This window comes from Thalassospira australica (assembly GCF_000763295.1).
In the GTDB taxonomy this organism is placed as follows: Bacteria; Pseudomonadota; Alphaproteobacteria; order Rhodospirillales; family Thalassospiraceae; genus Thalassospira; species Thalassospira australica.
In genome coordinates, this window is the sequence record NZ_JRJE01000003.1 from 20,364 (window position 1) to 44,974 (window position 24,611).

General features: G+C 54.4%; 18 protein-coding genes and 3 tRNA genes. 8 read left to right on the plus strand and 13 right to left on the minus strand.

Annotation, left to right across the window (positions count from 1 at the left end):
- Nucleotides 1-19: 19 nt before the first annotated feature.
- A complete protein-coding gene (locus JF44_RS0101725) occupies nucleotides 20-1,423 on the minus strand; it encodes an SPOR domain-containing protein (protein WP_033067241.1) in 1,404 nt (467 codons plus the stop codon).
- A gap of 315 nt (nucleotides 1,424-1,738) precedes the next feature.
- Here JF44_RS0101725 and JF44_RS0101730 point away from each other — a divergent pair, with 315 nt between their 5' ends.
- The 3 genes from JF44_RS0101730 (at nucleotide 1,739) to JF44_RS0101740 (ending at nucleotide 6,158) form a co-directional block, all read left to right on the plus strand.
- Entirely contained in the window at nucleotides 1,739-3,001 is a 1,263-nt protein-coding gene (locus JF44_RS0101730) for an EAL domain-containing protein (protein WP_033067242.1), read from the plus strand.
- A 154-nt stretch (nucleotides 3,002-3,155) separates the two neighbouring features.
- Nucleotides 3,156-4,529, plus strand: coding sequence for a DNA polymerase IV (locus tag JF44_RS0101735; protein ID WP_033067243.1), 1,374 nt, complete (start codon nucleotides 3,156-3,158; stop codon nucleotides 4,527-4,529).
- A gap of 252 nt (nucleotides 4,530-4,781) precedes the next feature.
- Nucleotides 4,782-6,158: a sensor histidine kinase gene (locus JF44_RS0101740; protein WP_156111557.1), complete on the plus strand. Its 1,377-nt coding sequence runs from the start codon at nucleotides 4,782-4,784 to the stop codon at nucleotides 6,156-6,158.
- A gap of 69 nt (nucleotides 6,159-6,227) precedes the next feature.
- Here the strand turns inward: JF44_RS0101740 and JF44_RS0101745 are convergent.
- From JF44_RS0101745 to JF44_RS0101770, 6 genes are all read right to left on the minus strand, one after another.
- Nucleotides 6,228-6,303 (minus strand) — tRNA-Glu (locus JF44_RS0101745).
- Nucleotides 6,304-6,348: 45 nt separating this feature from the next.
- A tRNA-Glu gene (locus JF44_RS0101750) sits at nucleotides 6,349-6,424 on the minus strand.
- Nucleotides 6,425-6,462: 38 nt separating this feature from the next.
- A tRNA-Glu gene (locus JF44_RS0101755) sits at nucleotides 6,463-6,538 on the minus strand.
- Nucleotides 6,539-6,755: 217 nt separating this feature from the next.
- Nucleotides 6,756-8,009 (minus strand): MFS transporter, encoded by a 1,254-nt coding sequence (locus JF44_RS0101760; protein WP_033067410.1) that lies wholly within the window; start codon nucleotides 8,007-8,009, stop codon nucleotides 6,756-6,758.
- Nucleotides 8,010-8,093: 84 nt separating this feature from the next.
- Nucleotides 8,094-9,854, minus strand: coding sequence for a single-stranded-DNA-specific exonuclease RecJ (recJ, locus tag JF44_RS0101765; RefSeq protein WP_081944314.1), 1,761 nt, complete (start codon nucleotides 9,852-9,854; stop codon nucleotides 8,094-8,096).
- 112 nt (nucleotides 9,855-9,966) lie between these two features.
- Nucleotides 9,967-10,503, minus strand: a complete 537-nt coding sequence (locus tag JF44_RS0101770) for a peroxiredoxin (RefSeq protein ID WP_033067246.1) — start codon at nucleotides 10,501-10,503, stop codon at nucleotides 9,967-9,969.
- A 202-nt stretch (nucleotides 10,504-10,705) separates the two neighbouring features.
- Here JF44_RS0101770 and JF44_RS0101775 point away from each other — a divergent pair, with 202 nt between their 5' ends.
- A complete protein-coding gene (locus JF44_RS0101775; protein WP_238318349.1) occupies nucleotides 10,706-11,023 on the plus strand; it encodes a hypothetical protein in 318 nt (105 codons plus the stop codon).
- On the opposite strand, the gene JF44_RS0101780 is transcribed toward JF44_RS0101775, so the two are convergent.
- The 5 genes from JF44_RS0101780 to JF44_RS0101800 all read right to left on the minus strand — a co-directional run bounded on the left by JF44_RS0101780 (nucleotide 11,024) and on the right by JF44_RS0101800 (nucleotide 17,884).
- The gene (locus tag JF44_RS0101780; protein WP_033067247.1) at nucleotides 11,024-12,316 is read right to left on the minus strand and encodes an Hsp70 family protein; all 1,293 of its coding nucleotides are present in this window, start codon (nucleotides 12,314-12,316) and stop codon (nucleotides 11,024-11,026) included.
- 145 nt (nucleotides 12,317-12,461) lie between these two features.
- On the minus strand, nucleotides 12,462-13,421 hold the full coding sequence (glpX, locus tag JF44_RS0101785) for a class II fructose-bisphosphatase (protein WP_033067248.1): 960 nt from the start codon (nucleotides 13,419-13,421) through the stop codon (nucleotides 12,462-12,464).
- A 147-nt stretch (nucleotides 13,422-13,568) separates the two neighbouring features.
- Nucleotides 13,569-14,873, minus strand: a complete 1,305-nt coding sequence (locus JF44_RS0101790) for a homoserine dehydrogenase (protein WP_033067249.1) — start codon at nucleotides 14,871-14,873, stop codon at nucleotides 13,569-13,571.
- Between the two features lie 122 nt (nucleotides 14,874-14,995).
- Entirely contained in the window at nucleotides 14,996-16,237 is a 1,242-nt protein-coding gene (locus tag JF44_RS0101795) for an LL-diaminopimelate aminotransferase (protein WP_033067250.1), read from the minus strand.
- 360 nt (nucleotides 16,238-16,597) lie between these two features.
- The gene (locus JF44_RS0101800) at nucleotides 16,598-17,884 is read right to left on the minus strand and encodes an OmpA family protein (RefSeq protein WP_238318350.1); all 1,287 of its coding nucleotides are present in this window, start codon (nucleotides 17,882-17,884) and stop codon (nucleotides 16,598-16,600) included.
- Nucleotides 17,885-18,215: 331 nt separating this feature from the next.
- Between JF44_RS0101800 and JF44_RS0101805 the strand changes: the two genes are divergently transcribed.
- The 4 genes from JF44_RS0101805 to JF44_RS0101820 all read left to right on the plus strand — a co-directional run bounded on the left by JF44_RS0101805 (nucleotide 18,216) and on the right by JF44_RS0101820 (nucleotide 23,196).
- Complete coding sequence (locus tag JF44_RS0101805; protein WP_033067252.1) at nucleotides 18,216-20,018, plus strand: PHA/PHB synthase family protein; 1,803 nt, start codon at nucleotides 18,216-18,218, stop codon at nucleotides 20,016-20,018.
- Nucleotides 20,019-20,116: 98 nt separating this feature from the next.
- A complete protein-coding gene (locus tag JF44_RS0101810; protein WP_033067253.1) occupies nucleotides 20,117-20,992 on the plus strand; it encodes an NAD(P)-dependent oxidoreductase in 876 nt (291 codons plus the stop codon).
- Between the two features lie 132 nt (nucleotides 20,993-21,124).
- On the plus strand, nucleotides 21,125-22,741 hold the full coding sequence (locus JF44_RS0101815) for a phospholipase D-like domain-containing protein (protein WP_033067254.1): 1,617 nt from the start codon (nucleotides 21,125-21,127) through the stop codon (nucleotides 22,739-22,741).
- Nucleotides 22,742-22,752: 11 nt separating this feature from the next.
- Nucleotides 22,753-23,196 (plus strand): hypothetical protein, encoded by a 444-nt coding sequence (locus tag JF44_RS0101820; protein ID WP_033067255.1) that lies wholly within the window; start codon nucleotides 22,753-22,755, stop codon nucleotides 23,194-23,196.
- 39 nt (nucleotides 23,197-23,235) lie between these two features.
- Here the strand turns inward: JF44_RS0101820 and JF44_RS0101825 are convergent, their stop codons facing one another.
- A complete protein-coding gene (locus tag JF44_RS0101825; RefSeq protein ID WP_238318351.1) occupies nucleotides 23,236-24,498 on the minus strand; it encodes a cytochrome-c peroxidase in 1,263 nt (420 codons plus the stop codon).
- Nucleotides 24,499-24,611: the final 113 nt, after the last annotated feature.

The window sequence follows — 24,611 nt, forward strand, 5'->3', positions numbered from 1 at the left end:
CGGCATCTGCAGCGAAGTGTTACTTCACTTCGCAGAACTGCCCACGCCGTTTTAAATCCGCGCAAAGCGCGCTTGCTGCACTGTTGCTAAGCCCGGTCGCCATCAGGCGATAATAGGTCCCCTTGCCGGGAATACTTGCACGGGTCACCCCATGCTGCAGGGAGGCAAGCTGCCCATAGCGCCCACGCAGGATTTGCCAACCGCGTTCAGCTTGGGCTTCGTTACGATAGGACGCCAGATGAACGGATTTGGAACCGCTGGAAACCGGCATGGCATCAGCACCTGATGCTTCCTCAGCAGCCTGCACCGGGCGGCTTTCACCGGTTGCGACACGACGCACTGGTTCACCAGAATTCAGCGTCACGGCCGTACCTTGTGCGGGTTCGACAATGGCGGCTTCGATGGCATCACGCTCGCGCTTGAATTCATCAGGCGTTACCAGCTTCATCTGTTGCAGATCTTCGATCCGGGCAATCTGACGAGCCGCATCCATCAACCCTTGCGGGGCTGGCGGCGGGGTTGCGCGTTGACGCGGTTGAGCTGGTAACAATGCATCCAGAATGGCTGTGCGTTCGGCAACATGTTCCTGCACCGTAATCGCACCAATCTGAAGCGCACGGTTCAACTGATTAAGGCGTTGCTTGACCTGCGTGCCTTCTGGCGGCGGATTGTTCAGAAACGCCGATGGGGCGGGCTGGCTCATGGGCAGCAACGCACCAAGGTTGGCAGATCGCCGGGCAGAATATTCTTCGGGGGTTACAAGGCCGGTCGCCTGAAGATTGCGCAAAATGGAGAACCGTTTCGCAATGGCCTCATCCCCGACCGAAAGTGCAGCACCAGCAGGGATATCCATCGCCTTAACCGGTCCGCTTGCCATCATCGCATTTGGACTTTCCACCACGGGGGATCTGCCACTTGCAACAGCCGCGGCACCATTGCCCAGTCCCGATGGGCCACTGACGATCTGATCATTGATGCTAAGCGATCCGGGCAACCCGCGTTTGAGGCGTGACAGGTTAAACTCTGCGGCATCACGTAACGGGCGCGGTTGCGTTCCTGCGGCGGTTGACATCAGAACAGTACCGGGCGGGTTCATGGCAATCAGGGTATCGTACCCATCAAGTGCGCGATCCGGACGGTTGGTGTTTTGATACAGCACCGAGCGCCACAACATCGCATGACCATCTTGCGGATTTTTGCGCAGCGCCTCGTCAAACAACTTCTCAGCCGATGCATAATCGCCGGTGGCAAGCTGCTGCAGGCCAAGTGCCGTGTAATTATCATCAGCAAAAGACGTCGCTTCGTCCCAAAAATCCTGATCCAGCAGCGGCGCACAGGCCGACACCCATGAAACCATACCGATCACAGCAATCCCCTTGCTGATCTTCAGCCAGTTTCCGGTCCGCTTTGCGGATACCTGCATGGCGCCAATCCCCTATTCCTTAAAACCTGTCCCGGAAAGCCCTGCGCGGTTATTCCAGCATATGCTGGCAAATCCGGTGCGAACTTTCTTATACCGCATTGATTTTGCACTCTGCTTGCCAACAATTCGTTAAAGCGCATCCACAAGTCGATTTAACGCAACACTTGTCCTGCCATATGTATAGTTCATATAAGTAAAACAGGACGTACGGCATTAACCTGCCCTTCAGAACATTATGATTTGATCAACCTTGCGTCTTCAGTGTATGCAACGGGCCTATAACGATCAAAAAACGTTTTCTCTTAGGGGTTTCGCGTGATTGAACCGCAGCAATTTGGCCAACAGGCCCTTCAGGAATACCTGTTGCTGGACTATGTACAGCGGCTTGAAACCCGCAAGTACGGGCACCGTGCTGTGCATATTCACCTGTCGCGCATGAAGCCGTTCCATCGCCGCGACTATCACATCCGCGTTGCGACAAATACCTTTGAAAGTTACGTAAAGCTCTATGTCGGGCGTATCTTTGTTCTGACCAACAATGATCTGATCTTTGTCTGGAAAGACAAATCGATCGCCGATGTTGAACCGGCTGTTGATACCCTGCGCTATCTGTTTCGCGACGATCCGCTGTCACAGGACGAAAGCGAAGAAACCGGCTTTTGCACCTGGTACAACCTTAATACCGAGTTTCAGGAATTCCTGCTGCTGTGCCAGCATCTTGATGAGCGCGCCAAGAAACTGCAGAAAAGCAGCAATATGCGCACGGCCATCCAGCGCGAAAAAGACACCAGCCTTGCACCGATCACAGCCGAGAACCTCGCACAGCTTGAAGAAACCATCCACACCGCCGATCTGTCCGAACACATTCGTCAGCAACCGGTTTGCGTGTTTGCGCATGGCGGATCCAAGGAACTGCACCCGGTCTTTGACGAGTTCTTTGTCTCTATTGCGGATTTGCGCAATGCGTTGATGCCGACCATTGATCTGGCATCAAACCGCTGGCTGTTCCAGCACATGACTGAAGTCCTTGATAAACGCATGCTGAACTATCTGTGCAAACGGACGTTCAAAACCCATGCGAGTTCATTTTCGATCAACCTCAATCTGGGAACCCTGACGTCAAAGGATTTTGACAAGTTTGATGAAACCGTGCGCCGGAAATGGCCCGGCAATGTCATCATTGAACTCAATCAGGTTGATCTGTTTTCCAATCTGGAAACATATCTGAGTGTTCGCGATGATTTCCACGAACGCGGGTATCGCATTCTGATTGATAACCTGACGGTGGAATCACTGTCATTTGTTGATCGCAAAAGCCTGAAGGCTGATTTTATCAAGGTCGCCTGGCGCGACGAGATGACCGATAATGTCATCCGCAAGAAATACTCCGAAATGGACAATCTTGTGAAAAATTCGGGCCGCGAACGCGTGATCCTGTGTCGCTGCGACTCACCAACCGCGATTAAATTTGGCCAGTCACTTGGCATTACCCTGTTCCAAGGGCGCTATATCGACAATATGATCGCCCGTCAGCGCCGGGCGAAAAAGGCTAAAAAAGCAGCCCAGCAGCAAAAATAACGCCGCCACCCCAAGACACTGTCGGGCGCTTGAACCGGTGGCTTTGTCGCGATGATGTCCACGCGTCAAATATATTGATCCCACCTGACAAAACCTGACAGGAAGCAGCATTACGGCCCTTGGCAAACCCGGAACAAAAGAAGTACAAATAAGCATGTTGTACGCACTGTGCCCGGACTGCCATCACAAATGGCGACTGAACCTTGACCAACCGCTTTCCAAAAGCGGTGCCGGGTCCTATGTGGCCTGTCCGGTCTGTCGCGGCAATCGCGCCCTCGCCCACGCAGAGCTTCCTGACCTTGCCATCGGGCATCTTGATTGTGATGCATTTTATGCCTCGATTGAAAAACGCGACCGGCCGGAACTAATTGATCAGCCTGTTATCATTGGTGGTGGTCACCGCGGCGTTGTCGCGACCTGCTGCTACGTCGCACGCAAATATGGTGTGCGTTCCGCCATGCCTGCCTTCAAGGCCCGCGAGCTATGCCCCGACGCCGTGTTTCTGAAATCGGATATGAAGAAATACCAGCGCGAAGGTTATCGCATTCGCGACATGATGCGTGCCCTGACACCCGACATCGAACCGCTGTCGATTGACGAAGCCTTCATGGATTTGTCAAACGCGCTTGAAACCCATGGCAAATCGCCCGCTGAATGTCTTGTGGGTTTACAGACCACCATCAAGCGTGACGTCGGCATTACCGTTTCCATTGGGTTGTCCTATAATAAGTTCCTCGCCAAAATTGCATCTGACCTGAACAAACCGTTCGGCTTTTCCATGATTGGCCGTGCAGAGGCGGTCGAATTTCTTGCTGACAAGCCGGTGCGCATGATGTGGGGGGTCGGGCCTGCAATGGAACGCAAACTCCACGCAGACGCCATCACAACCATCGGACAGCTTCAGGAATTCGATATACATGCCCTGCAGGGACGTTATGGCAGTATCGGCAAACGGTTTTATTTCTTCTCACGCGGGGAAGATAACCGGCGCGTTGAACAAAGCACGGAACGCAAAAGCCTGTCTTCGGAAACCACCTTTAACGAAGACGTCGGAACGCTCGAAGAACTCACAGAAATCGCCACCCGATTGACCGCACGCGTTGCCAGCGATCTGACGCGCAAGGAAATTGCCGGGCATACCGTCGTGCTCAAACTGAAATCATCAGATTTCAAAATCCGCACCCGCAACATGCGCCTGACCTATCCGACGCTACGCGAAGACGTCATTCTTGATGCTGCCCTGACCCTGCTGAAAAAGGAAGTCGATGGGACGAAATACCGTTTGTTAGGCGTTGGCGTTGCGGATCTATATGACGCGGATCAGGCTGACCCGGTCGATCTGTTTGCAGATGGAAGTGCAAACCTTTCCCCACCGCCAACAGAGACCGCCATACTCGAAAACACCCCACGCTCCGAACGCACAACCATCGATCTTCCCCGCCCCACTGCAGAACAACTGCGCGAAAGCCTGACACGGCGCTATCGCCTGCATAGACCCAAAAGCAAACAGAAACGGTTCCCGTTCTAAAACCGGCTCCGTTTCGCTTGCATTGCTATTTGTCCCCGCTTGTTTGGCGCGGCACAACACCAAACATCGCCAAACAGCGCGCATTCGACCAAGCCATTCACAGATAATTCAACACCCGCATTATTGTAATGCGCAACACCCCACCCAAGATGCAATACAGCATTAGGAAACTGGCAATTTATGTAATGATCGCGCACAGTTAAGCTCGACACGCACATCAGGCCAAAATTGAACTCGAATGGGGGGTTTGAATTGTTTGGTGTTGAACTGGATATCCGGACCCTTGCGTTTATTGCAACGCTTGCTGCTTTTGTACAGGCCATAACATTCATTTCACTATGGATGGTATCCCGGCATCGATCCAGCACCTTGCTTTGGGCCATCGGCGGCATCAGCACTGCAACCGGCTTTGTCTTGCTGGGCTACAGGGGAGTATTGCCTGACTTCGCCTCAATCATTATCGCCAACACCCTGATTGCCCTGTCCCACGTTTTCTACTGGTTGGGCCTTGAAGGCTACACCGAGCGCAAACCAAGCATCTGGCTTTCTGGCATCACGATCACTGCGGTCGTGCTTTTGTTCTTTTATTTCAGCCAGGTCTCGCCAGATATTCCAGCGCGTGTGATTGTGATTTCAACCGTCCTCGCCCTGCTTTCTTTTGGCTGCGTTCAGACGTTGTGGCTTCAAGACACCGCCAAAAACTCTGCGCCAGAGCACATCATGGCGATCACCTTTCTTGCACATGGTCTTTTCCACATGCTGCGCGCCGTTTACACGTGGCTGGACGGACAACAAATCACCAGCTTCATGAATGCGCCAACCGTTCATATGTTTGCATTCCTGGATATTATTTTATTCCAGCTGTTAACCGCGGTCGGATTTACCGCGATGATTATCATCGGGCTCAACAGTTCGCTCCGCGCCGAGGCAAAGTCGAAAAACCGCCTGTTTGCAATTCTTGCCCATGATCTGCGCAGCCCGTTTAACGGCCTTGCGGGGCTGTCCATGCTTGCACAGCAGGATATCGCAAAAGGCAATCACGACGAGGCACGCAGTAAAATTCAAATGCTGCATTCATCTGCGTCTGAAACGCTGCGTTTTCTTGATGACTTGTTGATTTGGGGGCGAACCCTGATTGACGATCGTAAAACTGAACCCAGCACAATTTCACTTGATGAATTGATTGAAGGTGCGGTCAAGGTTGCCCACCCGCTTTTGCAAGCAAAATCAATCGCCGTTGACTATGCACCACAAAAACTGATCGGCTTTGGCATTGCCCAACATGCGGAAATGATTTGCCGCAACCTTTTGGTCAATGCCATCAAATTTTCAAAGAAGAACAGCACAATCAAGGTGCGCACCCAGATCGCAGACACCAAAATCAAAATCCAGATTATCGATCAGGGCGCAGGCGTCACAGATCAGATGATCGCCGACTTTGCCACCTCCAGCGGATCTCAGACATCAACAGAAGGTACATCGGGGGAGCTTGGCGCGGGTGTCGGGCTTTCACTGTGTCGCGACCTTTGCCGCGAAGATGGCGAGCAAATCTGGCTTGAGCACAACCCCCAAGGCGGTCTGATCGCAACCTTTACCGTGACAGCACACCGTGATGAAAATACGGCCTGAAACAAAAAACGCCCGTCAGCAAAACGCTGCGGGCATTCATGCAAGAGCCGGTTGCTCTGTCAGAAAAGATGGCGTCCCCTAGGGGATTCGAACCCCTGTTGCCGCCGTGAAAGGGCGGTGTCCTAGGCCTCTAGACGAAGGGGACACAGGCACATAAAGGCATATGCGCAAATGTCGTGACATCGGTTGGTGGCGTCCCCTAGGGGATTCGAACCCCTGTTGCCGCCGTGAAAGGGCGGTGTCCTAGGCCTCTAGACGAAGGGGACACATAACGCACCAATCGAAGTCAGTCTATGTTAACGGGTGGCGTCCCCTAGGGGATTCGAACCCCTGTTGCCGCCGTGAAAGGGCGGTGTCCTAGGCCTCTAGACGAAGGGGACGCAGCGCGTTAACGAGGCCGGTTTTTAGCGATTGGGTGGGGTCAGGTCAAGCGGCTTTTTCGTCGCTGTGACGTTTTTTTTAATCCCCCACCCGAAATGACGTCATTCCCGACCAAATACTGAAAAAACCAGCACCACTGTTTAACCAGACGGTTTATTTTCAACCTTGCCCGTCTGGTGCATCTTCAAACCGGTGCAAACAAGGGGGAAAACTTTCTTACGCCCCGGTCTTGCGACGTGTCCCGAACCAGAAACAACCACCTGCCAGCGCCAAACCAATCCCCAGAAAAACAAACATTGCCTGATAACCTGCAGCCGGATTGTCTTCATACTGCCCGATGATCAGACCGGCGATCCCCTGCAGGACAAAAAGCCCGGCAAACGTCGCAAGATTGATCGTGGTCAGCGCACGGCCAATCTGATGTTCTGGTACGGCCTTGCGTGAAGCGGCATAATTCAATGTCGCACTACTGCCGATAAAACCATGCAGCAGCATGAACACCATGGCAAACCCGGCGCCAAAAGGCCCGACAAAGGCCTGCAGCAAACAGGCGACTGCCCCCACCAGAACGGCAAAAACGATCAGACCACGGGTATTGTCCGGCATCATGCGCGACAGTTGCCCATAGGCCGGCGGACCGAAAATCATGCCAATCGTCATCACCAGAAGGATATTGCCAACGTCAACGGCGCCAAGATCAAATACATCGTGCAGATACGGCCCACCCCAAAGTCCACGCACAGTCAGGATGGCCGGATAACTGAAGAACGCCACACCGCACAACAACCAAACCTGCCGGTTAGACCAGACCGACACCATGCCGCGCAAAACATCCAAAATACTTTCACCACGCTGGGCATGGGCGGCATATCCGGGTGGATTATCGCGCACAACGACAAAATCAAGCACCACGGCGACAAGGGAAATCACTGCCAGGCCATAATAAACCGTGCGCCACCCATGGGTTTCCACCAATGCCGCCAATGGCGTTGCCGATGCCAGAACACCAAGCAAACTAAACGACACAATCAATCCCGAGGCAGCGGCGAATTTTTCCGGCGCGGTCCAGCGCGCAGCCAAAACAAGCGCACCCATAAAGGCTGCCGAGCAGCCAATTCCAATCACCGCCTGCCCGATCATCAGGCCAATCACCGAATGCGCATTGGCAAATATGATCACGCCGATCACCGTCACCAGCATCAAAGCGCCATTGGTCATGCGCGGACCGAAACGATCCAGCATCACACCGACCGGGATCTGCATCAGGGCAAATGCGAAATGGAAACTGCCTGAAATCAGGCCGATCTGTTCCGGGGTAATGGCAAGCTCACCGCGAAGCGGCTCCGCCAGAAGCGCCTGGGCCGAACGGAAAAACTGGCTGAGTGAAAACGCCAAAAGAATGGGCGCCAAAACCAGAATGAAATCCAACGTCGTATGCGATGGCGATGTTTTTTTTGCGTGATCTGTCATGATGTTATCTGGGATAATCCCATCCTGTCGGAACCGCAAGTAATTGCACAACATGGCAAATATGCGCATTCCCGCCCCGGCACCTCAGACAGGCAGCGCAACATCATCAATGATCAGCTGCACCCCGTCACGACCCTGCCAGCTATCGCGACGCAAATGCCCCAAAACGTGCAGGGGCCGCCCACCATGCTTGATCAGGGTCTGGCCCATATCATTATCAAGGCATCGAAACGCAATCGCCTTCAGCCTGCCCTTGCCATTGGCCCCGGTCAGAATACACCGCACATGATCAGCCCCAACCACATCGGCCTTCACCGCACGGCAATCGACAAAAACAAACCGGGGTTCAGCATTGCCCGCGCCAAATGGGCCAAGTTTCTCAAGCGCGCTGATCAGATCAAGCGTCGCCCCATGCGCATGAAGCGCACCATCGACCGTGATGGTCGGGCGAATGTCGTTTTCTTCGATGATTTTGGCAAAGCGTTCTTCAAGAAATTCTTCAAATGCATCGCGCTTTTCCGGGTCAAGGGTAAAGCCCGCCGCCATGCCATGCCCGCCGCCATTGATCAAAAGCCCTGATTGGCGTGCGGCAATGATCGCCGCACCAAGGTCTATTCCGCGCACGGATCGCGCAGATCCCTTATAGACCCCATCAACCATCCCCATCACAAGCGACGGCACGTGGTAGCGATCCTTAAGGCGGCTTGCGACAATGCCGATCACGCCGGGGTGCCAGTCATCGCCCCCCACCAGCACCATGGAACCGACTTTTGATTTGCCTTCGACCGCGCTAATGGCCTGATCAAGCACAATATCCTCAATCGCCTTGCGCTCGCGGTTATATTCATCAAGCTTGCGCGCGATATCCTGCGCCTCAGCGGGGTCTTCACCCGAAAGCAGTGTCGTACCCAGAAAACTCTCGCCAACGCGCCCACCGGCGTTCACACGCGGCCCCAGCACATATCCAAGGTGATAGGCGTTTGGCGTTTCATTGACGCCGGCCACATCGGCAAGCGACGTCATGCCGATATTGGTCCGATGCTTCATGACCTTGATACCCTGGGTCACAAAGGCCCGGTTCAGCCCGCGCAACGGCACAACGTCGCACACCGTGCCAAGGGCCACCAGATCCAGCCAATTGCGCAAATCAGGCGCACGAACGCCGGCCTTCTCCAGCCAACCACGATTGCGCAGTTCGCGCAGCATCGCCACACACAGCAGGAATGCCACACCGGCCGCGCACAAATGCCCAAGCCCGCTTTCATCATCCAGACGGTTGGGGTTTACCACCGCAACCGCAGGCGGCAATTCCGGTTCGGCCGCATGGTGATCAACGACAATCACCTCGATCCCGGCGTCCTTGGCTGCTTGGAGCGGGCCATAGGCCGTCACCCCGCAATCGACCGTCAGAATCAGATTGGCACCATTGCGCTGCAGCGCCAGCAAGGCCGGTGCATTCGGGCCATAGCCCTCTGTCATGCGATCGGGAATGTGAACAGGAACATCTGCGCCAAGCGCACGGAAGAAACGCTTCAAAAGGGCAGTACTGGTCGCGCCATCAACGTCATAATCACCAAAAACGGCAAGTTTTTCGCCCTTCTCGATGGCGTCAGCAATGCGGGCTGCGGCCTTGTCCATATCTTGCAAACTTGACGGATCGGGCATCAAATCACGCAAAGTCGGCGACAGGAAACTTTCGGCATCATCCAGATCGATGCCCCGTGCGGCCATCACACGGCCGACAATTTCCGGCACGCCAAAGCGCTGGGCAATCGTGGTTGCCAATCGTTCATCATTTGCGCGTTCTCGCCACCATTTGCCGGTAACGGATCGCTCAATACCCATAAAAGTCGTTTCTTGCGGATGATCTGTCATGCCCTATGAAATAGCGTAATCTCGGGCGGGCTGGAACCGGATATTTTGGCCAAAGGCAAACTTCCCCAATCTGAACCGGGCCTTAATTGGCAGGGTTTTCCCGACACCACCCCAAAACGTTTTGCGCATCTGCGGCCGGATCATCGATGGGATAAAAAACCTTGGTGATTTTGCCACCGTCAAGAACCATGGTCAGGCGTTTGAACAACCGCATGCCTGCTGCCTCAAAACCCGGCATGGCCATGGCTTCCATGAACCGATGATCAGCATCCGACAGCAAGGGAAATGGCAGATGAAGCCGCTCTGCTGCTTCTTTCTGATAGTCCGTTGTCTGGCTTGAAAGCCCATAAAGGTGCTTGACGCCAACGGCGCGTAATTCGGCGGCGTGATCACGGAAGGAACAGGATTGCGGCGTGCAGCCCTTGGCCCCGGGGATTTCATCCCATCCGTCTGGCGACGGCACACCGGGCTTGGCCGTGCGCGGATAGGCATAAACAACCGTGCGCCCGGACAGTTCGGATAAATCAACCGAACTCCCATCGGTTGCCGACAGTGGAAGAGCTGGCAATATCTGCCCCGTCAACCGCGCGATGACGTGCGTTTCACTCTCTGAACTCATTGCGTTCTCCCTGTCGTGTTCTTTGGCGCGAGCTTCGTTTCACACCCGCTTTGCCCTCACCATAGATGTGGTCGGCGCAATCACAAAGAAGGGACTTTTGCGCATCGTGGAAAACAAAGCGGAAAACAAAAGGTGCCTGCCACCCCTTGCACGCAAGAACAACCTGTGCAGACTGACCGACAAACAAGAATGGACATAAGCAATGAACGATAAAAAAGGCTGGCGGATCGGACTTACAGTCCTGTCCGTGCTTGGTGCCCTTTTCTCGGCCCCCTTGGTGATGATGTCGCCAATGATGTTTGATGCGCCGGGATCGGAAAACAATCCCCTGACCCAGATACTGTTCTACAGCGTGCTGGCCTTCCCCGTCCTCTGCCTGATGGGTGGCATCCTGCCGTGGGTTTTCAAACGCCACCGTCTTGGCATCTGGCTATATGCGCTAAGCGGCTTGGCGATCGGGCTTTTTGTTGTTGCGGTCGTGTTGCTGCAAATTCAATGCGGCGGGGATTTTGCCTGCTGATCAGACAATCCCCTCGTCCGCCGCAATCAACGCAAGCCCGTGCGCGACCGACAGGAACGGCTGGCCGATTTCGATGCGGTCCTTGCCAAAGCCGTCTTCAAAGATTTTACGCACGGCCGGAACATAAGATGTGCCGCCGGTCATAAAGACCTTCGAAACATCGCGGGCATCTACGCCCGCCTGTGACAGGCAAAGCTTTGCGGCGGCCTCAATTTCGGCCATGTCAGGCGCGATCGCGGCTTCAAAATCAGCACGGGTGAATTTTTCTTCGATCTCAACCCCGCCGTGGGAGAACTGCAGAACGGTGCTGTCTTTGGATGACAATTCTGCCTTGGCTTTTGAGACCGTCTGATACAGATGGAAACCCATTTCATCTTCAATAATCGCCACCAGATCCTCGATATCGTCGGGTTTGGTTGCCGATCGGATCAGGCTTTTGATTTCATTGATGGTTTTGGGTTGGTTCATCATGGCGAGCTCATGCCAGCGCGAGAATGCCGTGTAATACTGGCGCGGCACCGGAAGCGTCGCCCCCATGGATTTATAGCTTGAGCCAAAACCAAGGCGCGGCCAGACGGCCTTTTGGATGATGCGATAATCAAACCGGTCACCAGCGATGCCAAGACCGGTATGCGCCAACGGCTGCACACCGCGAATACCAAGTCCCGGCGTAAAGCGGATCAGCGAAAAGTCACTCGTACCGCCGCCAAAGTCAGCGACCAGAACGGTTTCTTCTTTCTCAAGCTCGCGTCCGTAATAGTAAGACGCCGCAAGCGGTTCAAACACCATGGCTTCGACATCAAAGCCCGCCTGTTCATAGGCATCGCGCAAACGCATTTCAGCAAAATCATTGTCCGGATTGTTCCCTGCAAAGGCAACGGGACGCCCGGAAATCACGCGCTGTCCCAGCCAACCAAGACTGTGCTGCGCAAAATGATGAATTTGCGTAAGAAACGTTCCAACCAGATCTTCGATCGAATAGGTCGTGCCGAAAATATCGGTGCCCTCAAAATCCTTGGCCGCCAGATAGGATTTCATCGACTGGATCAGTCGGCAGTCGTGGCTTTCTTTGAGGTATTCGGCAATCGCAAACGGGCCGGAGCAGCTTTTGGTATGCGTCGGTGCCCCCGGCGACTTCAGATCCTGATCTTCCCAGAAATACAGGATGGTGCGATAGGTATCAAAGCTGTTAGCGCCAACTTCAAACTTTGCCGATTGCACGTTCCCAGAACTGTCCGCAACAGCCAGAACCGAGTTGGTCGTACCGAAATCAAGGGCAATAATTTCCGACATTTCACAGGCTCCAGCGTTTGATCTTCAGCAAAGGGGGCGGAGGATGTAACGCGGACCGCCCTTCGCTGCAAGCATTTAGAAACAAAAAGGGAGTGCCGAGAATTATATCAAGGCACTCCCTTTATAGAAATTTGAGGCTGGTGACTTATTTGTACCAGATTTTCCGGCTGAAATCGTGCACAGCGCGGACATAACGCACGGTGCCCGACTGGGAACGCATCACGATGCTTTCGGTTTCGGCCCCATTGGCGAAACGGCGTACACCGCGCAGCATCGCACCATCAGTAACACCGGTCGCCGCAAACATGACATTGCCGCGGGCCAATTCGCCCAGCTTGTATTTGCGGTTCAGGTCTTCGATGCCCCATTTTTTCGCACGTGCAATTTCATCATCGTTGCGGAAAACAAGACGGCCCTGAAACTGACCACCGATGCAACGAAGGGCAGCAGCGGCAAGAACGCCTTCCGGTGCGCCACCCGTGCCCATGTAAAGGTCAATGCCCGATGTTTTCTGCGAGGTTGCGATCACACCGGCAACGTCCCCATCGCCAATCAGCATGATGCGTGCGCCCGCTTCGCGGGTTTTGGCAATGATGTCCTGATGGCGCGGACGATCGAGAATGCAAACAACCAGATCAGCAACATCGCATCCCTTGGCCGCAGCCAGGCTTTTAAGGTTCTCGGCCGGGCTGGCATCAAGATCAACAACATCGTCGGGAAGACCACCGCCAACAGCGATTTTGTCCATATAGGTGTCCGGCGCGTTCAGGAAGCCACCCTTTTCGGCCATCGCAACAACGGCCAAAGAGTTCGGGCCACCGGTCGCGCAAATGGTCGTACCTTCAAGCGGATCAAGCGCGATATCGATTTCCGGACCTTCGCCGGAACCTACTTCTTCGCCGATGAACAACATCGGCGCTTCGTCGCGTTCGCCTTCGCCAATCACGACCGTGCCTCTGATGTCCATGCTGTTGAGCGCATTGCGCATCGCATCCACAGCGGCCTGATCAGCTGCCTTTTCGTCACCGCGACCCATCAGACCAGAGCACGCAAGTGCCGCTGCCTCGGTCACACGAACCGTTTCAAGCGCGAGATTTCGATCCATATTGTCTTCCTCGTATTGCTGATGCGGGGTCTGGGGGCCCCGTCTCGTTGTTGTCTTCTTATTTATGATGCCCGGTTTTGTACCCGAACTTTACAACAGCGCCCCGCATCATGACAGATACGGGGCGAATATGTGTTGTTGATTTTGTTACGAAGCGAAGCTTTCAATCCGCATCAGAACCGGCGGCTGAGAATTGCTTTCGAATGCCGCAATGTCATTGACCGCCCCCGACATGGCAGATTCCGTGGTTTCATGGGCCACAATCACCACCGGCACGACGCCGCCTTCTGTCTCTGCCCGGCCATGCTGGATCATGGAGGCCATCGACACACCATGCTTGGCAAGGGTTGCGGTCACCTCAGCCATGACACCCGGGCGATCCCACACCATCAGACGCAGGTAATAAGCACCGGTATGTTTCTCAAGCGATGCACGGACGTTCTTCTTAAGCCGGTCGGCAGGCACACCAAATACCGGTGCCGCACGACCTGCGGCGATATCAACAATATCGGCAACAACGGCCGATGCCGTCGGACGTTCGCCCGCACCACGGCCCTGAAGCACGACCGGGCCAACATAGTCACCTTCAAGGGCGACGGCGTTAAACACACCTTCGACCTTGGAAATCTGCGTCGCACGATCGACCATGACCGGGGAAACGCGCTGTTCGATGCCTTCTGCGGTCTGCTTGGCAATGCCCAGAAGCTTGATGCGATAGCCAAGTTCTTCGGCAAGCTGAATATCAAGGGCAGATACGCTGCGGATGCCTTCGACCGAAACCGCATCGAAATCGACCTCAACCCCGAACGCCAGGCTGGCAAGGATTGCAAGCTTATGCGCGGCATCAATGCCATCAACGTCAAAGGTCGGATCGGCTTCCGCATAGCCAAGTTTCTGGGCTTCGGCCAGAACGTCAGCAAAGTCACGCCCCTGTTCACGCATGGTGGTCAGGATAAAGTTACACGTGCCGTTCAAAATGCCGGTCACACGCGAAATTGAATTGCCCGAAAGCCCTTCGCGCAGTGCCTTGACCACCGGGATGCCCCCGGCCACTGCCGCCTCATAGGCGATGGTCACATTATTGGCATCGGCAATCTGGGCCAGTTCCGCGCCCTTAAGCGCAATAAGCGCCTTGTTCGCGGTCACGACATGCTTGCCGTTTTCCAATGCTGCCTTGCAGGTGTCATAGGCAATGCCATCTGATCCACCGATCAGCTCGACCAGAATGTCGATGTCTTTATCCGTAGCCAGTTCACGGGCATCTTCGTACCAGGTCAGGCCATCTGTTGAAAAACCACGATCGCGAGTTCGATCACGCGCCGATACCGCTGTGACGACGATCTGGCGGCCCGAACGGTCGGTCAGAATGTCGCGATGTTCACTCAGCAGTTTAACGGTTCCGGCACCGACCGTACCCAGGCCTGCCACACCGATTTTAACGACGTCTTTCACGATAACTCCTTAGCACGTGGTTACATCCGCAGGCGCGCAAGTGACAAAAACAGGTCACCCCACCCCCATAATAGAACGCCCGGGACATGTCCCGGGCGAAACACAGTGTGCTTTATGAGATATCAGACGGATTTCTTCAACAGTTCACGTGCAGATTCTGCATCAGGGCACTTTGCAAAGAACTGTTTGATGTTGCGGTTGGCCTGTCGAATACGGTGTTTGTTTTCCACCAGTGCAATGCGGACATGGCGATCACCATACTCGCCAAAGCCCAAACCCGGTGCCACGGCAACGCCTGCTTCCTGCAAAAGCAGCTTGGAAAAATCAAGCGATCCCAGTTCGGCAAAAGCATCGGGGATCGGCGCCCATGCGAACATGGTCGCTGCCGGGCTTGGTATTTCCCAACCGGCACTTTGCGCCCCTTCGATAAAGATATCGCGACGTTCCCGATACAGGTTTCTGAATTCCTCGACACAATCCTGCGGACCATTAAGCGCTGCGGTTGCTGCAACCTGAACCGGGGTGAAGGCCCCGTAATCAAGATATGATTTAATTCGGGTCAGCGCATTGATCAGCTTTTTGTTGCCCGTGGCAAACCCGATACGCCATCCCGCCATCGAATAGGTTTTCGACAAAGAATAGAATTCAACAGCAATATCCTTTGCCCCCTTGCATTGCAGGATCGAAGGCGGCGGATTGCCATCAAAATAAATCTCGGAATAGGCGATATCAGACAGAACATAGATTTCATGCTTGCGGCAGAAATCGACCACTTCCTGATAAAACGCCAAATCAACCACAAGCGACGTCGGGTTGGCCGGGAAGTTCAGCACCACCGCACTGGGTTTCGGCACCGAGTGTTTTACCGCGCGATGAAGCTGCTCCATAAAGCTTTCGGTATTAAACGTGCCCTGATCATCATGACCAATCGGAATATGGCGCAAAGCGGCTCCGGCAATGATGAACCCAAACGCATGAATGGGATAAGACGGGTTGGGCACCAAAAAGATATCACCCGGGCTTGTGATGGCAGCAGCAAGGTTGGCCAGGCCTTCCTTGGAACCAAGCGTCACAACCGTTTCGGATTCGGGATCAATATCAACACCAAAGCGACGGTCGTAATACGCCGCCAAAGCCTTGCGCAGGCCGGGAATGCCACGCGACATCGAATACCCATGGGTGCGCGGGTTCTGAACCGTCTCGACCAGCTTGTCGACGATATGCTGTGGCGTGGCCGGGTCCGGATTACCCATGCCGAAATCGATAATGTCCTCACCCGCGCGTCGCGCCGCCGCCTTCATCGCATTTACTTCTGCGAATACATAGGGCGGAAGACGTTTTATGCGGTGGAAGTCCTGGGACATTATCCGATATCCTCATCAAATTACTGTTTTTCGAATTTTATGCGAAAAGCATATCCTCGAATTTACAAAAGTTGCGTAAACACCCTTAAAACGGGCAGTTAAAAGCGCACAATTCGAAGGATGTACCTTTTCTGGAAATCAGACACAACGAATTAATGCGCGGAAAATACGCATAATTGCCATTTGCGGCAGGGCAACGGCATAAATTCGGCAGGTTTGGCGAAGTTCAGAATAAAGCCCTGTAAAACGAACATGCTCTCCACCGCCCCAGAAAACAAAAAAACGCGGAAGGAGATTTCCTTCCGCGTTGATATTGTTCTGTATTGATCTGCCCCGGATTGATCGGCCCGGGCTTGGCGATCAATAATCGAGATAAATCTCGACCCGGCGGTTGCCCGCCTCACCGGCCGGAACACCTTCGTAATAACGCGGGTCCATGGCCCCATCAGCACCGACAAAGATCGCATCCGGGCTGACACCAAGCGACAGCAGGCGCGACACAACAGCCGACGCACGGCCTTCGGAAACGCGGCGGTTCACCGCAAGATGCTGTTCAAGCGACATGTTGCCGGTACGCATCGACGCATGGCCAATCACGCGAATGAAACCGCTGGTCTGTTGCCAGGTCGCTGCAACCTGTTCAAGCACCGCATAGTCCGCGCCACCAAGTTTGGTTGAACCGTGTGCAAACTGAATTTGCGCGACCTGCACTTCATTTACAGGCGGCCCCGCCTGATCAATGGAGCGCACGCCAAGGCGCGACGCCAGGGCATCATTGGTCACGGTCATGTCAACCGATGCGGAGTCGCCATACATCGGATCAGATCCGCCAAACTGGCTTTCATCAACAGTGACCGACCCGTTGTCGGAATACATCGAATAATCGAATTCCTGTGCGGCCACAGATGATGGCTCGTCGGCAAACACGCCCTGACCTTCGGCAAGGCGGCGCTGATATTGATCCATCACTGGGTCATTCCCTGATGATCCTGCAACACCCCCGGAGGCGCTTGACGTATTTCCGGCCTGTGCGGCTTGTGCAGCCTCATAGGCAGCAAGCTGCTGTTCTCTGGCATCACCAGATTGCGCTGCTGCCGCACCGGCTGCTGCCCCTGCTGCAGCGCCACCCGATGGGCCCGAACTCGGTGCCTTGGCATTCCATTCATCGGCAATCTTTGATCCGGATGACGCCGAACTGACCGCACGTGTGGTTTCACTCTGTGCTGCGGTCGTCGTGGTTTCTGCCATTGTGCTGCTGGAGACCGATGTGGTCGGTGCCGGGTTGATGACCGGTTCGGACACCGGAACATCCGGGGCGCTTTGCAGCGCGTTTACCGGCGGACTGCTTTGACGGCGGCCAGTTTGGGTATATTGCGCATTCTGGCGATCTGCTGCCAGCCCCGCAACCAGCGCATCACGTTCCGCATCGCCGGTCACAACCGGTTTGGTCGGGGTATTGGCAAGGCTTGGGTATTCGCCATCTTCGCCGGGAATGGCTTCATCTGATTTGGCGGCGGCTTCTTCATCCTCGCCGTCAAACATGTCGCCAACGGATTTTCCCCACTCGACCGGGTTGATTGCATCCGGAACAGAAGAACAAGCGCCAAGCGTCAATACCACAGCCAGCGCCGAGCCAGTCTGTAGCAATACCCGCAGCTTCCCCCTTGCAGTCTCCTGCCACGACCCCTGCCCGGCCGTCGATTTCAGAACGCCCATTTGTTTTCGCTGCTCCAAATTCAGTTGGACGACGTCTGCATCAATACACTGAGCAAGAACGTCACCTTATAATTCTTGTACTACCCCTAAACGACGCGCTAGGCTAAGGCCATGATAAGCTTGGGATCAAGCAAAGTTTCAACCCGGAACGCCAATCAGACATCTGTAACATGAAACGTCAAAAGTCTTGCGATATCGCAAAGATGCAAAAAACGTTCAGAAGTTACAAGGTATCTGCGGCGATATCATAAGGGAATGCCCCATGAGCGATCAACAGGCCATCGAAACTGAAATCAAGCACCCGGACCCCGAAAAGCTTTCTGCTGCAATGTCAGAGATTGCCGAAAAAAGTCAACGACTTGTCTCTGATTTTCTCGCCAAACAGGCAGAAGATCCGGAAATATCCGATCCTGACCCGCTTAATATCGGATCTGCTTTCGCCGAACTGACCAGCCACATCATGCAAAACCCGGCCAAACTGGTCGAAGCACAGATAGATCTGTGGCAACAGTATTATACGCTGTGGCACAACACGACGCTGCGTATGATGGGCGAAGAATCCGAACCCGTTGTATCCCCGCAAAAAGGTGATCGTCGTTTCCGTGACGAGGCATGGGAAAACAACGAACTGTTTGACTACATCAAGCAATCCTATTTGCTGTCCTCGCAATGGATGCAAAATGTTGTCCATGACGTCGACGGGCTGGATGACAAAACGGCCCAGAAGGTTGAATTTTATACCCGCCAGTTTGTGGATGCGATTTCCCCCACCAACTTCCTGATGACCAACCCGGAAGTGCTGCGTACAACCATCGAAACCGGCGGCGAGAACCTTCTTAAAGGCTTGCAGAACCTGTTGGATGATCTGGAGCGCGGCAAGGGGAAATTGCAAATCCGCATGACCGATCTTGATGCCTTCAAGGTCGGAGAAAATGTCGCCACCTCCAAGGGGTCGGTGATTGGCAAAACCCCGTTGATGGAACTTCTGCACTTCACCCCAAGCACCGACAAGGTCGCCAAACGCCCCTTGATGATCGTCCCGCCATGGATCAACAAATACTATATTCTTGATCTGCGCCCGGAAAACTCCTTTATCAAATGGGCTGTTGATCAGGGTCACACTGTATTTGTCCTGTCCTGGGTCAACCCGGACAGCGAACTGGCCGAAAAATCGTTCGAAGATTACGCAAAGGACGGTGTTCTTGCCGCACTCGACATGATCGAACAGGCCACCGGAGAAAAAGAAGTCAACGCGATTGGCTATTGCCTCGGTGGTACGCTGCTTGGCTCTACCCTTGCCTATATGGCCAAGACCGGGGATGAGCGGATCAAATCGGCGACGTTCTTTACCACCCTGATGGATTTTGAAAAATCGGGTGAACTGTCTGTCTTTGTCGATGATGAACAGATCAAAAGTCTGGAAAACAAGATGTCCAAGGACGGTTATCTTGATGGCCGGGACATGGCGATGTCATTTAACATGCTGCGCGCCAATGACCTGATCTGGTCGTTCGTCGTGTCCAATTACATGCTGGGCAAAGATCCCTTCCCGTTTGACCTGCTGTATTGGAATTCCGATTCCACGCGCATGCCCAAGGCGATGCACAGTTTCTATATGCGCAACATGTATAACAAGAACCTGCTGCGTGAACCGGGCGGCATCAAGATGTTCGGCGAACCGATCGATCTGCGCGATATCAAGATCCCGGTTTATTTCCTGTCCACCCGCGAAGACCATATCGCGCCCTGGCAGGCGACCTATGCCGGAACTCAACTGCTGTCAGGTCAGGTGAAATTTGTTCTGTCCGCATCCGGTCATATTGCCGGTGTGGTCAATCCGCCTGCGGCCAATAAATACTGCTATTGGACTTACAACCGCAATCCGGCCGACCCCGATGACTGGATGGCCAAGGCAACCCAGCATGACGGGTCCTGGTGGACTGACTGGCAAAACTGGATCAGTCGCCGGTCCGGCGGCAAGGTCGATGCCCGCAAGGAAGGCGATGGCAAGCTGAAGGTGCTTGGCCCCGCACCGGGCGAATATGTCAAAGTAAGGTTATCCTGATCCGCAGACCGTAATTCACAAGAACGCGGCCTGCCATCCCGGCGGGCCGCTTTCGTTTACCCCGACTTCATCAAACAACCTTGTTCAGAGACCCAGATATGACGCAGACAATCGGTTTTCTTGGTGCCGGCCGCATGGCCGCCGCAATGATCAAACGCCTTCTTGCCAAAGGGTATGGCGTTAAGGTCTGGAACAGAAGCGCGGATAAAATCAAACCGCTTGAGGCACTTGGCGCAATCGCTTGCACCACCCCTGCCGATGCGGCGCGTGATGTTGATGTTGTGATGTCCTTTATGGCCGACGACACGGCGGCCAAGTCTGTCTGGCTAGATGAAAATGGCGCGCTTGCGGCCATGACGAACGGGGCTGTTGCCATTGAATGTTCCACCCTGTCACATGGCTTTGTGCTGGAATTGTCGCAATTAATTACAAATGGCGGATGCGCATATGTCGATGCCCCGGTCACCGGCATCCCCGCAGACATCGAAGCGGGCAATACGACTTTCCTGATTGGGGCTGCGGCAGATACCCTTGATCGCATTCGCCCGATCCTGAGCGACACCGGCAAGAAAACCATCCATTTCGGCCCGATTGGCTCGGGCACGGTTTATAAGCTGATGCATAACCTGCTGGGTGCGGTTCATATCGCCGCAGCGGCCGAACTGGTGGCCGTTACCAAGCAGGCCGGACTTGATGGTAATCTTGTTGCGGAAACCTTTTCGAATGGTGCCAACGCCAGCCCAAGCGGGCTTATGACTGTGCCGGGCATGGTCAGTGGCAACCATCACGAAGGCATCCATTTCACCGGCGCCCTGCGCGCCAAGGACGCATCCTATGCGCTGGCGTTGGCACAGGAATACGGGATGACCGTCCCTGTCGGACAGGCCGCCCATGATGTCTTCGAAAAAACCACCAGGGCAGGCTTGGGCGATCTGGCACAAAGTGCCGTGATTGAAACTGTCGCCAAAAGCTAGGCCGGCTCCGGGACTATTTCCCGACCCTCTTTATGCATTTTCTGTTCTGCCTGACGTGGGAAAATTCCACGTCACAGGGGCACCTGTCTTTTCGTCGTTGTAGCGCAGCACGAAAAAACAGCGGAAGCCAAAATGCAGCAACGAACGCTAAACAATACGTCAGACTTCCTTCTTGATGGCGACCACTTCTTTGCGCGCTTTCATCAGGAATTGACCGCTATTGAGGCTCTTTATGCTGGTCCGGCACCCGCTGCCGGAAGCGCGTATATTCGCCTGATGTTCTGGAAAGCCGAACCGAACACCATGCTTCCGGCGATCCCAGGTCAGGTTGCCCGCACTGTCGATGCAGCACTGACAGCAGTGGCCACCGCAGGCTGTCCGATCAAGATCATGTTGTGGAAGGGCCTTTACCCCGAAGTCCGCAATGCGTGGCGGGCCTTTCAGAATGCACTCAATGGGGTCGCCAATGTCGAGATATACCTTGATCCCTATGGCAGCGCCTTCTGGAATCCTGCCCAAAGCATGCATATGAAAGTTGCCCTGTTTCGGGCAAATAACGTGATGACCGGCCTGGTCGGCGGCCTGAATATCGGCAATTCCTATATGTCGCCACCGGCACATACCGTTGCCCATTACTGGCATGACGGCGGATGTGCCTTGCAAGGCCCCGTCTGTGACACACTGGAAGATTTGTGGCGGCGACGCTGGAACGTCGCTGGCAACCAGCATCCCGCTGTCGCCGCATCAGCGATCCCACAAGCCCCGGCCGTGGCGAACGGTTTCCCGGTTACAATAGCCACCACGGAAACCGATGCGCCCAACACTGCACGCGATATCCGCCCCCTCATCCTCGATCAGATTGATCGCGCGGCAAGATATATCTATATGGAAAATCAGGTCATGACAGACCCGGTTATCGTCGAGGCGCTGGCGCAGAAAATCGCCCGACAGCCCCATGTCCGGGTGATCATTGTTGTTCCGCATCCGCTCAACACCAGTATGGGCAGTTATGCGGGTTACTCCTACATGATGTACTACACCTACATGACTCTTGCCCTTGCCAATCTGACGTCGGTAACGGCAAGGCGCTGGCGCCCGAATGTCAATATGACGCGCACGCAAATCGCGCGCGGCGAGTTGTCGTCACTCATTCCCGGCGGCAGTTCCACGATCATTTCAGGCAACAATATTGGCCGCACGGAGTTTCGCAGAAATCGTCGAACACTTGCCAATCTGATTACGAATGTCAGCGGTGTGAACGGGGGCCGTGCCCTTGCCTGGTCCGAACAGCGCACCTTTAACTGGCGCCTGAATGACGGAACCACTGGCCAGACCAAATTCAAGAACCTTTCAAACATCGTCGCGCCGCCGGTTATGTACAGTCCGATTGTGCAGGATAACAATCGGCGCTGGCCTTATGTGCATTCGAAAATCGCCCTGTTTGATGATCGGGTTGCATTTGTCGGATCAAGCAACTGGACCTTCCGCAGCATGGATTATGACGGGGAAGTCACCGCCATGATCGAAGATCCGACCACAGTCACCGCAATACGAACCGCAATCTTCAATCACTGGGAAGCGGGCCTTACGCCCGACAACTGGCGTCAGCGTGCAACGACGAATTTCACCAATTTCGGCCATGCGCCACCTGTCGCCGGTCAAACATACATCGTCCCGCTTCAATATGATGATTTCCATTGGTGGAGCCTCCCCGCGTGGGGCACATGGCTTTTGCCACGTTACTTTTAAGGAGACCAAAAATGGGTTCGTCCTACGCAAAATCCGCGCAGCGCGCCTGGACATATTATCAGCAAGAAACCAAGCGCAGCAGCAAAGACATCAAGCGACTGAAAACATATGTCGATGACATCATCACAAGCTGTACGGCGTTTGACAAAATCTCCGACACCATCGGACTGGACAGCAACAAGAAGCCCAACAGTGCGGCACAACAGGCGACATCCATCATCAATGACACGCAAAACAGTTACTTCCTGCTTTCCGATCTGTTTGTGAAATTCGTCGAGGAAGATGAGGTCGAGGTTTCCAAAACCGGAACGCTCAATCAGGACGCCGCCCGCAAGGCTGCCGTGAAAGTACAAGGTACAGACAACACCTTGTCTGACAGCCTGTTTGAAACCCTGCAAACCATGGCAGAGCAAACCGCCATTGCCCTGGGCGGCGACCCCATGCCACTTGGTTAGAGCTTCAGGCGCGCAAAAAGGAAACTGATTGGGGTATTTCTACTTCTGCTCCGTCAGCAACGGCTCATAACGTTCATCTGTCAGCGTCTTGAGGAAGGCAACAATTGCATCGATGCGTTGGTTATCAAGCGCATCGCCCTGCTCAAGTTCTTCAAGCGAAATCGTATCGCTGACTTCTGGCGGCCCCCACGGCTTGCCGGTTTCCGGGTTGGTCTGGTTGATTTCGGCCTTGCTGTTGTACTTGTTATAGAACCGTACCACGGTCTCAAGATCAGCAAACACGCCGTTATGCATATAGGGCCCGGTCACAGCGACATTGCGCAAAGACGGCGTTTTGTATTTGCCGCGATAGGCCGGATCATCAATCGCCGGATTATCAAGCAACCCGTTATCGGTAAACGCCACGTCCTTATCGTGCGCATCACGCATCGCGACATTGCGCGGCACACCGATATTGTGGAACTCGTAATTGGTGAAAGTTTCACCTTCTGCCGTTGGGCTGGTTTTCAACTGATGGCAGGTGTTGCAATTGGTAAATTGCTGCGAGAAGAACAAAACACGGCCCAGTTCTTCCTGCGGTGTCATTTTGTATTCCCCACGCAGAAAACGGTCATATTTGCTATCAAACGGGGCGAATTGGTCTTGCTGTTCAAATGCGGCAATCGCTTGCGTCATTGCGGCGTACGCCTGATCACTGTCTGACCAGACATCATCGCCAAACAGCGCCTTGAACCCGACGACATAGTCTTCATCTTCACGCAGGCGCGCAACAACGCTTGGCGCATCAGCCATGCCCATTTCAATCGGGTTTAAGGGCGGGCCTGCGGCTTGCTCGGCCAAGTCCTTTGCCCGGCCGTCCCAGAACTGGCCGCCAACAGCCACACCGTCATCACGCACATGAAACGGGGGGGAAAACTTGGTATAGGCTGCCATTGGCGTGTTGCGATCCCCCAGACTTTTACCATCATCGCCAAGTGAAAATGCCCCACCGGCAACATCAACCCGCGGATCGCGAAACGCCATTGACGGTTCGTGACAGGTTGCACATGCCATCGTCCGGTTGGCCGACAGATTGGGATCGAAATAAAGCGCCTCGCCCAATTCTGCCTTGCTGGCAAACGGGTTATCTTGTGCGGCGGAAACCTCGGCAATATCCCGCGGTGTTGCGGCGGAAAGTCGTTCAAGAAACGCTGATGTTTCCTCGGCCTTGGCGGGTATGCTGGCACCTGCAACGCCAAACATCAGGCCCGCAATGGTGGCGCAGATGCAAACACGGAAACGATGGTGACTGATGTGACGCATGGATAATACTTTGACTGGGGCGGCGATTGGTGGCGTTCAGACAGCTTTTCTATCGCGAACGCTTTGCATTTACACCTACAGAGTTGCCCCCTGCCTTGATAAAAGTCAATGGT

Bases quoted from the DNA above. Each gene is read 5' to 3' on its own strand.
- JF44_RS0101725 (WP_033067241.1), bottom strand. From the start codon at position 1,423: ATGCAGGTATCCGCAAAGCGGACCGGAAACTGGCTGAAGATCAGCAAG.
- JF44_RS0101735 (WP_033067243.1), top strand. From the start codon at position 3,156: ATGTTGTACGCACTGTGCCCGGACTGCCATCACAAATGGCGACTGAAC.
- JF44_RS0101760 (WP_033067410.1), bottom strand. From the start codon at position 8,009: ATGACAGATCACGCAAAAAAAACATCGCCATCGCATACGACGTTGGAT.
- recJ (WP_081944314.1), bottom strand. From the start codon at position 9,854: ATGGGTATTGAGCGATCCGTTACCGGCAAATGGTGGCGAGAACGCGCA.
- JF44_RS0101770 (WP_033067246.1), bottom strand. From the start codon at position 10,503: ATGAGTTCAGAGAGTGAAACGCACGTCATCGCGCGGTTGACGGGGCAG.
- JF44_RS0101775 (WP_238318349.1), top strand. From the start codon at position 10,706: ATGAACGATAAAAAAGGCTGGCGGATCGGACTTACAGTCCTGTCCGTG.
- JF44_RS0101780 (WP_033067247.1), bottom strand. From the start codon at position 12,316: ATGTCGGAAATTATTGCCCTTGATTTCGGTACGACCAACTCGGTTCTG.
- glpX (WP_033067248.1), bottom strand. From the start codon at position 13,421: ATGGATCGAAATCTCGCGCTTGAAACGGTTCGTGTGACCGAGGCAGCG.
- JF44_RS0101795 (WP_033067250.1), bottom strand. From the start codon at position 16,237: ATGTCCCAGGACTTCCACCGCATAAAACGTCTTCCGCCCTATGTATTC.
- JF44_RS0101805 (WP_033067252.1), top strand. From the start codon at position 18,216: ATGAGCGATCAACAGGCCATCGAAACTGAAATCAAGCACCCGGACCCC.
- JF44_RS0101810 (WP_033067253.1), top strand. From the start codon at position 20,117: ATGACGCAGACAATCGGTTTTCTTGGTGCCGGCCGCATGGCCGCCGCA.
- JF44_RS0101815 (WP_033067254.1), top strand. From the start codon at position 21,125: ATGCAGCAACGAACGCTAAACAATACGTCAGACTTCCTTCTTGATGGC.
- JF44_RS0101820 (WP_033067255.1), top strand. From the start codon at position 22,753: ATGGGTTCGTCCTACGCAAAATCCGCGCAGCGCGCCTGGACATATTAT.
- JF44_RS0101825 (WP_238318351.1), bottom strand. From the start codon at position 24,498: ATGCGTCACATCAGTCACCATCGTTTCCGTGTTTGCATCTGCGCCACC.